We start from the raw sequence: 11,715 nt of genomic DNA on the forward strand, positions 1-11,715 counted from the left end.
TTATGTTTGGAGAAAATAGATGAGTTTGTTGATGTGTCCTGTTTGTCGCCAATCCTTGAATTTGGTTGAGAATTCTTGGCGTTGCGAAAAAGGACATCACTATGATGTAGCCAAACAGGGCTATGTTAATTTACACGTGGTGCAGCATAAGCATAGCAAGTCTCCAGGAGATACACCCGAGTCTGTACTGGCACGCCGTGAGTTTTTGCAGGCAGGCTTTTATCAGCCTTTACAACAAGCTGTGGTTGATATGCTACAGCAACTTAAACCGAAAGCAGTTTTAGATATTGGTTGTGGTGAGGGTTATTACACCAGTGCCATGCAAGCACATACACAGCAGTGTATTGGTGTCGATATTGCCAAAACAGCCGTACAGCGAGCAGCGAGATTAAATTCAAAAGTGACATGGGTTGTGGGAACAGGTGCAACCTTGCCTTTACAAAATCATTCCATTGATATTTGTACCAGTCTATTTAGTCCGATTCCACAAGATGAAATCGTCAGAGTTTTGCGTGATGATGGTTATTTAATTGTGGCAACACCTGCACCTAAACATCTTTATGATTTGCGTGAAGCGTTATTTGAGCAAGTGAATTTGCATGAACCGCAAAAATTTGTAGAACAGCTAGATGCTCAGTTTGAGTTAAAGCAAGCACACCTTGTTGAAGCACCGCTGCAATTGGATCAAGATGCCTTGAAGAATTTAATTGCCATGACGCCTTATGCGTATAAAGCCAATCCAGAGCGGCGTAAAACATTAGAACAGGCACAGACGTTTGAGGCCACAGCGGCTTTTCAAATTTATCTGTTCCAAAAAAGAAAGAAGCCATCACATTGATGGCTTCTTTCTTTTTTACTGGATTTGATTGATCAAATGTTCAATCCCATCCTTTTCTTTTGGCGGTGGGTTCTGTGAATTTGAACCCATTGCAGGCGGTTGCTTTTTCGCTGGGACAATAGGCTGCTCGTCAGTCACTGGGGTTGTTCCAGGTAGGTCTGAGAAATCATTTTGTGTTGAGCGAACTGGTGCAGGTGGTGCAGGGCGATAAAGTGGGCGCGCCAACGGTGGAGAGGCACGATACTCTTTTTTATCTTCGCTTTGCTGGATTTGTAACTTATCACGAGAGATTGGATCTTTCGCTTCTTTATCCAAACGCACCCAAGCTGATGGGGTGTCTTTTAAAGATTTGCCCATAAAGTTGGTCCAGATTGGAAGTGCAGCAACGCCACCATATTCACGACGACCCAATGTACGTGGTTGGTCAAAACCGACCCAAGCAATTGCAACTAAGTTCCCATTAAAGCCTGCGAACCAAGCATCTTTAGCGTCATTGGTTGTTCCTGTTTTACCACCGAGATCATCACGACCAATTTTAAGTGCAGCTCGACCAGTACCATGTTGGATTACATCCCGTAAGATGTTGGCCATATCATAGGCTGAACTTGATTTTAAAATACGTTGCGCTTGACGATAATCACTATTGGCTTTTGCTGTTTGTGCCGCATCAGCAGGCATTATTTGTGCTTCAGAGGCTGCAGAGACTTCATCTAAAGTTTGGTTGCTAACTTCGGTCACCTTGTCCTTAGATTCATCTGCTTTCACTGTTTGCTGTTCGGTATTCTTATTCGTATTTGGATTGCTGATACATGGAATACACGCGTACTCAGGCTTTGCTTCATAAATCACTTTACCCGCCGCATCTTCGATACGTGTAATGAAGTGCGGTTGAATACGATAACCACCATTGGCAAAAGTTGCATAGCCTGTTGCCATTTGAATTGGCAGTACCTGCGGTGTACCCAATGCAATGGTATAGTTACGTGGAATCTGATCTTCTTGTAAACCAAAATCCATAAATAGTTGACGGGTACGTTCAATCCCCACGTTTTGTAATAAACGCACTGAAACGGTATTACGGGATAAATAAAGCGCACGACGTAAAGGGATCATACCCAAATAGCGACCATCAGAGTTTCTTGGAGACCACTTACCAATGGTGATTGGACTGTCATTGACCATGCTGTATGGGGTCATGCCGCGCTCCAAAGCCAATGCGTAGACAAAGGGCTTAATGGTAGAGCCAGGTTGTCTCCAACCTTGCACGGCACGGTTAAATTTAGATTGATAAAAGTTATATCCCCCCACAACGGCTTCAATTGCGCCATCATTGGGATTAATTGCAATAAGCTGTCCTTGGACTTTTGGAACTTGAACCAAAGACCAAACCGTTTTGCCTTCATTTGGACGTAGACGAATAATATCTTTGACTTTGACAATTTGTGAGGCGTTCGAAGGTGCTCCACCGACGCTATTGGCATTGCGGTACGGGCGAACCCATGACATCCCAGACCAGTTGACCGTTACTGTTGAGCCATCTTGCATCAAGGCATCAAAAGAATTGTTATTGACCTTGACCACTTGGGCAGGATAAGTGTTTGCATAAGCAATAAATTGTTTGAGTGGTTTGTCATGTGCTTCAGGACCACGCCAGCCATGACGACGATCATAAGCCTCTAAGCCATCTTGAATGGATTGCTCTGCATAACGTTGACGGTTGCTATCAACGGTCGTGTATACCTTATAACCTGAGTCAACCGCTTGTTCACCAAAATGTTCAACCAGTTCTGAACGAACCATTTCACCGACATAGGGGAATACGTTGCTGACCGAACGATCAATCATATTTAAGTTGATGGGTTCTGCAACAGCTTGTTGGTATTGATTCTGGTTGATATAGCCCAGTTGTAACATACGCCCTAAAATCCAGTTGCGACGTTCAAGTGCACGCTCAGGATTAACCACTGGATTATATTTTGAAGGTGCCTTAGGTAGACCTGCAATCATTGCCATTTGTGCTGTGGTTAGCTCGCCAATATTTTTGTTGTAATAGACACGTGCAGCGGCTGCAATACCATAGGCATTTTTACCTAAGAAAATTTTATTCACATAAGCAGCTAGAATTTCTTGTTTTGTTAAGTTTTGCTCAATTTTCCGTGCCAAAAACACTTCAGTTAGTTTGCGTCGAAGTGTTCGATCTGGGCTTAAATAATAGTTCTTTGCCACCTGCATGGTAATGGTTGAGCCCCCAGTTTGGACATCAGACCCGGTAACAGATTCAGTAAGTGCTCGCCCAAGCCCTTTAAAACTAATACCATTATGTTCAAAAAAGGATGAATCTTCCGCTGCTAAAAAAGCATGAATAAAGGTTGGCGGAATTTGCTCATACTTAACTGGAATGGATAATTTTCCGCCATATTCTGCAATTAACTGATTATCTGCCGTGTAAACTTGCAATGGTTTTAGTAAAGGCGCTTTTTTAAGTGAACTCATATCTGGCAGTGAAGGTGCGAGATAGAGATACATGCCATAAAATCCCATTGGAAGTGAGACTAAGATAATAATAATGATCAAAAAAAATGGGCGAACAATACCAGAACTGGATAGCTTTTTCATAATAAGTAAGTTTTAATAAGAGCGAATGGCAAACTAATTGTGGTCAGTATATCCTTTAGCCATGCGGATTGTTAGATGAGTTATTGTATCCGTATCAATTAAAGACCAAAACAAATTAGTGTGTTGTATTTTTGGGGATAAAAAAATAAATAGGAAAGTACTGTGCTCAGGTTATATCGTAAACCAAATAAGGGGTTAACGGGTGTCGATATCAGTTCGACAACTGTTAAATTATTGGAGCTCTCTGTAAAGAACGGTAGATATTGGGTTGAAAGTTATGCTGTGATGCCATTGCCTGAAAGCAGCGTGGTTGAAAAAAGCATACTGAATCCAGAGGCGGTAGGGGATGCGCTTGAGAGAGTGGTAAACCTTGCAAATCCTCACACTATGAATGTTGCGATTGCAGTACCGACATCGATGGTCATTAATAAGATCATCGAGATGGATGCTGACATGACGGATGAAGAACGAGAAGTTCAAATTCGTATGGATGCTGAGCAATACATTCCGTTCCCATTAGATGAAGTGAGCCTAGATTTTGAAGTTTTACCTGATCGTTTGGCCAATCCAAACCGGGTAAATGTGCTCTTGGTTGCAACGCGCACCGAGAATGTAGACACGCGTGTAGAAGTGCTTGAGCTGGCGGGTTTAACTGCAAAAATTGCAGAAGTTGAAAGCTATGCGATGGAGCGTGCGTTCAGTGTGTTTGCAGATACGCTACCAATGGGCGCAAATACGGTGGGGATTTTGGATATTGGTCATACCATGACGACCTTATCTGTTATGCAAAAAGGCAAGATCATCTATACACGTGAGCAAGTGTTTGGTGGTCGCCAATTGACCCAAGATGTTCAGAGTCGCTATGGACTGTCTTTTGAAGAAGCTGGTCGTGCTAAAAAAGAAAGAACCTTGCCCGATGATTATGATACTGAAGTCCTAGAACCTTTCTTGGACGCTGTCGTACAACAAGCTGCGCGTTCACTCCAATTTTTCTTTTCATCTTCTCAATTCAATGAAATTGATCATATTTTACTGGCTGGTGGGAATGCCAATATTCCAGGTCTAGCTAAGCTATTACAACAAAAACTCGGTTATCGTGTCACCATTGCCAACCCATTTCTACAAATGGGTTTTTCTCCCCAAATTGATATTAAAAAAATTGAAAACGATGCTTCCTCGTTGATGGTTGCATGTGGTTTGGCATTGAGGAGTTTTGATTAATGGCAAAGATTAACTTACTCCCTTGGCGTGATGAGCTAAGAGAACAAAGAAAGAAACAGTTTGTCGCATTTTGTGTTGGGGTTGCTGCATTAGGGGTTGCATCCGTTTTTTCGGGGTGGATATATTTTGATCATAAACTAAATGATCAAGAACAAGCCAACCAACTGATTGTGAGTACCAACCAGAATTTAGATACCCAATTAAAAGCATTGGATGGCCTACAAGAACGACGTAATGCGATTATTGAACGCATGAAACTGATTCAAGGTTTACAAGGGCAACGTCCTGTGACTGTACGTTTGGTCGATGAATTGGTACGAGTGACTCCTCCAACCATGTATTTAACCAAGTTTAGTCGTACAGGGGATAAATTCACGATTGAAGGAAAAGCTGAAAGTCCAAATACGGTGGCTGAACTTCTACGTAATCTAGAAGCTTCTCCTTGGTATCGCAATGCCTTTATGAATTCCTTCCTTGCCGTGGATGAAAACAAAAATAAAGACAAAACAGCAAGTTCTTTGGTGCCTCGTGTTGAGGAAAATTATGGAAGCTTTGTTGTCACTGTAGATTTAGGTGAAATCGGGACAACTGCTGAGGCGGCGCCAACGTCAGACGTTGCAGCATCAGGGGCAGTAGGGGTGACAAAATGAAGTTAGATAAATCGGATGATTTAAATCAAGACACCGTTGCTGTGAAGAAAAAGAAAATGACGGTAGACCAATTCTTCCAGCAATTTAATACGCTGGATATGAATAACTATGGCAGTTGGCCATTATCGGTCAAAATTACCTGCTGGATTTTTGTTTTCTTGGCGGTTGCAGCATTGGGTTATTTTGTGGTGATTAAGTCTCAGCTTGAATCGATTTCAAACGCCGAAGCTCAAGAACAAAGTTTGCTCAATGAGTTTAAAGAAAAAGATTCAAAATTACGTAATTTGCAACAATATCAAGCGCAATTGCAAGAAATGGAAGCTAACTTTAACCAACAGTTAGAGCAACTGCCTAAAGAGACGGAAATTCCAAGCTTGGTTGAGGATATTAACTTAACTGGTGTGAATTCAGGGCTGAAATTTAAAAATATTCGTCTTGAGAGTGAAGTTAAGCAAGAATTCTTTATTGAACAGCCAATCAGTATTGATGCCACAGGTGATTATCATGCTTTTGGTGCTTTTGTGACAGGCATTGCCGCTTTGCCGCGTATCGTGACCTTGCATGATTTTACGGTAGAAGCAAAAGAAAATACACAGAAAAAATCTGACATTCCTGTTGTCAATTATACCGTTAAAGCAAAAACATATCGTTATGTTGGAGCGGATGAGCAAACAAAGAATACTGTTGGTAAAGCTAAAACAGCAACTACTCCACCTGCACAAGGAGGGAAATAGTCGTGAATAATTATAAATTATTACTGTGTTTATTAATTGGGGCGAGTTTAGTGGGATGTGATTCGCGTATTGATGCGGTGAATCAGAAGATGGCGGATATTCGTAATCAACCACCTTTGCCAATTGAACCTGCACCAATTTTTACCCCTGTACCATTGTTTAACTATTCAGCTCATCAGCTTAAAAGCCCATTTATGCCAAGCTCATTGGCTGCTGAATTGAAGATTATGGCGGGTAAACGGGTTTATCCGAATTTTAATCGCCAGCCACAGCCTTTAGAGAGTTATGCGCTGGAATCGTTGAATATGAAGGGGAGTATGCGGGGTAAAACCAGCAATACTATTGCCTTGATTCAGACACCAGATGGTCAAATTGAACGTGTGCAAGTCGGAAGTTATTTGGGGATGAATCAAGGGCGTATTATTAAAATTAGCCCAACCCAAATCGATTTGGTGGAGATTGTACCTGACGGTCGAGAAGGCTATGTCGAGAGACCACGTACACTCGTTTTAATTGGACCAGCACCGTAAGATTAAGGGAATAAAAATGAAAAAACAGTTTAAAAATTCTTTATTTGGGGAAGCGAAGACCATGAATCATGCATTCCGTCAATTTTCTATGGGTGCGATTGCGATTGCGGTGATGCAAGTGGCATCAGCGCAAGTGAGTATGACCAATATTATACCAATAAGTTTGGGTGATCAGGGCACGGAAATTCGTGTGATGTTTAATGGCCTCCCACCACAACCACAAGCTTATCAACTTGAACAACCTGCTCGTTTGATTTTGGACTTTGATAAGTCACAACAGGGTCTAAAGCAAAACTCGATTCCAGTATCAACTGCTGAAGCGAGTTCGATTGAGGTTGCATCGGATGATCAGCGCTCACGTGTGATTGTGAATCTAAAAGATGCGGGTGCATTTACCACGCGAGTTGAAGGCAATACCTTTGTTCTTAAAATTAACTCAGCCAAGCCTGCTGTGATAAATACACCTGCTGCCGCTGCACGTCAGGTACAGCAAGGCGTTTCCAATATTGGTTTCCAAAGAGGCAACCAAGGTGAAGGCTTGGTTGTGATTGATTTGCTGGGTAATAACACCCCTGTGGATGTGCAACAACAAGGTAGTAAAATTGTCGTGCGTACAGCAGGGAATAAAATTCCGACACATTTAGCTCGCCGTTTAAATACCAATGATTTCGCAACGCCAGTTGCCAGTATTGATGCCTATAATGATAAAGGCAATGGTGTGATTACCATTCAATCTGCGGGTAGCTATGAATATATGGCGTATCAGGCAGAGAATAAACTCACTATTAGTCTGAAACGTCCTATAGATAACTCTCCAACCAAAGCCAAGACACAAACCTATACTGGGAATAAAATCTCTTTAGATTTTCAAGATATTGAAGTGCGCCGTGTATTGCAGTTGTTGGCGGATTTCACTGGCATTAATATGGTGGCAGCTGATACAGTCCAAGGTAATATCACCTTACGTCTTAAAGATGTGCCTTGGGATCAAGCACTTGATATTGTGCTAAAAACAAAAAGTCTGGATAAGCGTCGCAATGGTAATGTGATCTGGATTGCACCTGTTTCTGAACTAATTAAAGCCGAAGAAGAAGAAGCCAAAGCGATGGCGCAGAGTGTAAAATTAGCTCCTCTACAAACAGAGTACATTACATTAAGCTATGCGAAAGCAGCTGAAATTGAAAAACTAATAACTCAAGGAAAAAATAATAATGGTAATAATAGTTCAGGTTTAAGCGGAAATGATACATTGTCTGGAGGGTTGTTAAGTCCTCGTGGTACCGTTTCGGTTGACCCTCGAACCAATACCTTAATCGTAAATGACACTTCCCAGAAAATTGACCAGATTCGTAAAATGGTGGATTTACTCGATGTATCAGTAAAACAAGTCATGATTGAAGCACGTATTGTTAGTGCCAGTACCGATTTTACCCGAGAAATGGGGGTGAAATGGGGGATATTGTCACAGGGGATTACTAATAATAATGACCTGTTAGTCGGTGGTAGTGATAAAACACTCTGGAATTTACGAGATCCGAAAAAGAATAGTGAGACTGGCGGCTGGAAATATGAGATTGAGCGCCCAGATAATCTCAATGTGGATTTAGGTGCAGTGACGCCTGGGGCAAGCCGTATTGCTTTTGGTTTGATTAGTTTGTCTGACTTTATGCTGGATCTAGAGCTATCGGCTGTTCAAGCAGATGGTTATGGTGAAGTAATTTCAACGCCAAAAGTCATGACTGCGGACAAACAGCCTGCAAAAATTGAATCGGGGACTAAAATTCCATACGCATCTTCTTCGGGGGGAGGCGCGAATGCAGTGCCGAAAACTGAGTTTATTGATGCAACCTTAAGTCTAGATGTTACCCCAAGTATTACGCCTGAGGGTAAAGTTATGATGAAGTTGAATATTACTAAGGATTCACCAAGTAACCCAACACCAACAGGACAATTGACAATTAATAAAAATTCAATTGATACCAATGTACTGGTCGATAATGGTGAAACAGTCGTGCTTGGTGGTATTTTCGAACAAGAGAATATTAATTCACAGACAAAGGTACCTTTCTTGGGGGATATTCCTTATTTAGGTAAATTATTCCGTAGAGAGCGCAAAACAGATAATAAACGTGAACTGCTTATTTTTGTGACGCCGAGAATTGTTAATGACACTTTGACCAGAAATCATTAATATATTTTCAATAATTGCAATGAATATAGGTGGCGCGTTGCCAAGCAAAGCGTTTGAAACCCTACCAAATGTTTATTTGGTAGGGCCGATGGGGGCAGGGAAAACAACAGTTGGTCGGCATTTAGCAGAATTGTTAGGCCGAGATTTTATTGATAGTGATCATGAGATCGAACGTAAAACAGGCGCGACCATTCCATGGATTTTTGAAAAAGAAGGGGAAGCTGGATTTCGTTTGCGTGAAACCAATGTTTTAAATGATCTCACTTCCCGTTCCTTATTGGTGCTGGCGACAGGCGGTGGAGTTGTTACTCAAGCGAAGAATCGTGAATTTTTAAAACAACGTGGTATCGTTGTTTATCTTTATACTCCTGTAGAGCTACAGTTACAGCGAACCTATCGCGATAAAAATCGCCCATTATTACAAGTCGAAAATCCAGAGCAAAAATTACGTGACCTACTGACGATCCGCGATCCTTTATATCGTGAAGTCGCACATTATATAATTGAAACAAATCAAGGTGCAGCACGGGATTTAGCACAACGTATTTTGCACGTTATTTTATCTAAACAAGTTAAGTAGTCTCTGGTTGGTTTAAGTTTATGCAAACGTTACATGTTGAGTTAGGTGATCGCCGTTATCCAATCTTTATTGGCAGTCATTTAGACCCTAAAACCTTACTCGAACCGTATCTACACGGCCGACAAGTGATGTTAGTGTCCAATACCACTGTTGCACCGTTATATCTCGAGCATTATGTGAATGCGTTAACCCAGTTGGATAAACAAGTGGCGCAATGCATTTTGCCCGATGGTGAAAAATATAAAGATATCCAGCATCTAAACTTCATTTTTGATGCCCTGCTGGAAGCAGGATTTAACCGTGATTGTACGGTATTAGCCTTAGGTGGTGGCGTGATTGGGGATATGGCGGGTTTTGCATCGGCTTGCTTCCAACGCGGTGTGAATTTTGTGCAGGTGCCCACCACTTTATTATCACAAGTAGATTCTAGTGTTGGTGGTAAGACAGGAATTAATCACCCTTTAGGTAAAAATATGTTGGGTGCGTTCCAGCAACCACAAGTAGTGCTAGCAGATATGGCGCAACTAGATACCTTACCTGACCGTGAACTGTCTGCAGGTTTGGCTGAAGTGATTAAATATGCCTTGCTTGGTGATATTGATTTCTTGGTTTGGTTGGAACAAAACATAGATGCTTTAGTAGGGCGTGATGCAAATTTACTGGCTGAAGCAGTTTGTCGTTCATGTGCGCATAAAGCACGTATCGTGGCCAATGATGAAAAAGAACAGGGTGAGCGTGCGTTGCTCAATCTTGGGCATACTTTCGGTCATGCAATTGAATCCTATCTAGGTTATGGCACATGGTTACATGGTGAGGCGGTAGCAACAGGGATGGTGATGGCAGCAGATTTGTCGCAGCGTTTAGGTTGGATCTCTGCGGAAGATCTGCAACGTACAAAAAATATCATTCAACGCGCCAATTTACCGATATCATGTCCGAAAATTCCATTAGATGAATTCTTGGCTTATATGTCGCACGATAAAAAAGTCTTAAATGGTCAATTGCGCTTGGTTTTATTGAAGAAATTAGGGCAAGCGGTGATTACCAAAGATTTTGATGTTGAGCTGATGAAACAATCTATTCTTGCAAATCAATCTGCATAATTAATCATTTGGGAAAAGCATGGCTGTATCACGATCAATTTGGCAAAATATTCAACAATATAGCTGGCTGGTTTTTGCCATAGCTTGTTTAATAGCTGCATTGATATTTTGGGGTATTACCGATAGTCAAGTGTTGGTCAAAGAACAGCAGCCATCCCAAACCGAAACCCAAGTCCAAATTCAGCCAGAAAAGGTTGCTGCGACAGCGCATTTAGGCGCTCTTTCGGATGAAGTTAAGCCTTTGGATTTAACCACACGTGTCGTGGTTTCCAATGATCATGCACCAGAATTTCGTGGCACTAAATTTATCAAAGAAAATCAGCAGCGATGGACCATGGAAATTTTCCGTAGTTCAGATGAAGCGATTGTCAAAAATTTTCTACTGAACCGCGAAGATCGCAGAAAATTTATATATTTCCGTTTGAGTGGTGAAGATCAGGTTGAGCAATATGTTCTCGGCTATGGTGTATTTACGAATGCTGAAGATGCAAGTCGCCAATTTGCACAATTAAATCTAGCACTACCTGAATCTGTTCAGCCAACGGCGCATCAATTCTCAAGTTATACAGCCTTAGTGAATGATCTAGGTGCTGACGAAATGAAGTCAGCAACCAATCAACTTTATGCAGTTCAGTTAAGACCAGCGGCATTGCCTAGGGTAGATGAGAGTTTACTGATGGGAAGCGGTGCGTCTCCGAGTACAACGGCTGTACGTAGCACAGAACCATCGGCGGTGAAGACCACAGTTACACAGCGTGATGCGCAGGGTAATGTAGTCAATGTAAAGCAGACCCAATCGGCACCAAAACCACCTGCAACTGCTGAAAAAATAAAAGAAAATTCAGATGCTTCAAAGCGTGAAGTGAGTGATCCTTTTAATTAATATTGCACTATAATTGTGCATTTGTGATTCTTTTTATAGCATCGTGGAATTTTTTGGTGCATTTTTATGCGCAAAAATGAGTGCATTCTTCTTCGTATCTTGATGTTATTTTAACTTTTTTAATGATTTAGTAAAAACATGCATATATGGCATGTTTTTTGCTTTTTTGTGGTGCTAATTTGTCTGCTCATTGCCCTGTTTTGTGCTAAACAGTTCATTAATTGGGTGAAATGGAAAGTTTTTGTGCTTTACAAAGCTAGGTGAAGGTGTAATAACTGAAAACACTTTATAGGGTGCAATCTCGTAAAGGAAAGACGTATATTGCAAATTCGCCATGAAAAATGTTTTCGCGAAGCATTGAACTTTGTA

10 protein-coding genes are annotated in these 11,715 nt (G+C 41.5%); 9 read left to right on the forward strand and 1 reads right to left on the reverse strand.

Translation table 11 applies throughout. From position 1 onward, the window contains the following. The first annotated feature begins 19 nt into the window (after positions 1-19). Positions 20-838 (forward strand): putative RNA methyltransferase, encoded by an 819-nt coding sequence (locus tag MN869_RS16410; protein WP_243308747.1) that lies wholly within the window; start codon positions 20-22, stop codon positions 836-838. A 15-nt stretch (positions 839-853) separates the two neighbouring features. On the opposite strand, the gene ponA is transcribed toward MN869_RS16410, so the two are convergent. After that, a complete protein-coding gene (gene ponA, locus MN869_RS16415) occupies positions 854-3,454 on the reverse strand; it encodes a penicillin-binding protein PBP1a (RefSeq protein WP_243308749.1) in 2,601 nt (866 codons plus the stop codon). Between the two features lie 162 nt (positions 3,455-3,616). Between ponA and MN869_RS16420 the strand changes: the two genes are divergently transcribed. The 8 genes from MN869_RS16420 to MN869_RS16455 are packed head-to-tail and all read left to right on the forward strand — an operon-like array spanning position 3,617 to position 11,346. Continuing rightward, positions 3,617-4,675, forward strand: coding sequence for a pilus assembly protein PilM (locus MN869_RS16420; protein WP_004803903.1), 1,059 nt, complete (start codon positions 3,617-3,619; stop codon positions 4,673-4,675). Further along, the gene (locus tag MN869_RS16425; protein WP_171550739.1) at positions 4,675-5,325 is read left to right on the forward strand and encodes a PilN domain-containing protein; all 651 of its coding nucleotides are present in this window, start codon (positions 4,675-4,677) and stop codon (positions 5,323-5,325) included. Before MN869_RS16420 ends, MN869_RS16425 begins: the two co-directional genes overlap by 1 nt. After that, the gene (locus MN869_RS16430; RefSeq protein WP_171550738.1) at positions 5,322-6,059 is read left to right on the forward strand and encodes a type 4a pilus biogenesis protein PilO; all 738 of its coding nucleotides are present in this window, start codon (positions 5,322-5,324) and stop codon (positions 6,057-6,059) included. Before MN869_RS16425 ends, MN869_RS16430 begins: the two co-directional genes overlap by 4 nt. A gap of 2 nt (positions 6,060-6,061) precedes the next feature. Then, entirely contained in the window at positions 6,062-6,589 is a 528-nt protein-coding gene (locus tag MN869_RS16435; RefSeq protein WP_171550737.1) for a pilus assembly protein PilP, read from the forward strand. A gap of 16 nt (positions 6,590-6,605) precedes the next feature. Further along, positions 6,606-8,780 carry a type IV pilus secretin PilQ family protein gene (locus MN869_RS16440; protein WP_243308752.1) on the forward strand — a complete coding sequence of 725 codons (2,175 nt, stop codon included), beginning with the start codon at positions 6,606-6,608 and terminating at the stop codon, positions 8,778-8,780. 19 nt (positions 8,781-8,799) lie between these two features. Next, complete coding sequence (gene aroK / locus MN869_RS16445) at positions 8,800-9,360, forward strand: shikimate kinase AroK (protein WP_216077927.1); 561 nt, start codon at positions 8,800-8,802, stop codon at positions 9,358-9,360. A gap of 20 nt (positions 9,361-9,380) precedes the next feature. After that, a complete protein-coding gene (gene aroB / locus MN869_RS16450) occupies positions 9,381-10,463 on the forward strand; it encodes a 3-dehydroquinate synthase (RefSeq protein WP_243308753.1) in 1,083 nt (360 codons plus the stop codon). Positions 10,464-10,482: 19 nt separating this feature from the next. After that, positions 10,483-11,346, forward strand: a complete 864-nt coding sequence (locus MN869_RS16455; protein ID WP_243308755.1) for a hypothetical protein — start codon at positions 10,483-10,485, stop codon at positions 11,344-11,346. Positions 11,347-11,715 lie beyond the last annotated feature (369 nt).

The sequence above is a fragment of the Acinetobacter sp. NIPH1876 genome, from assembly GCF_022808535.1.
Lineage (GTDB): Bacteria > Pseudomonadota > Gammaproteobacteria > Pseudomonadales > Moraxellaceae > Acinetobacter > Acinetobacter higginsii.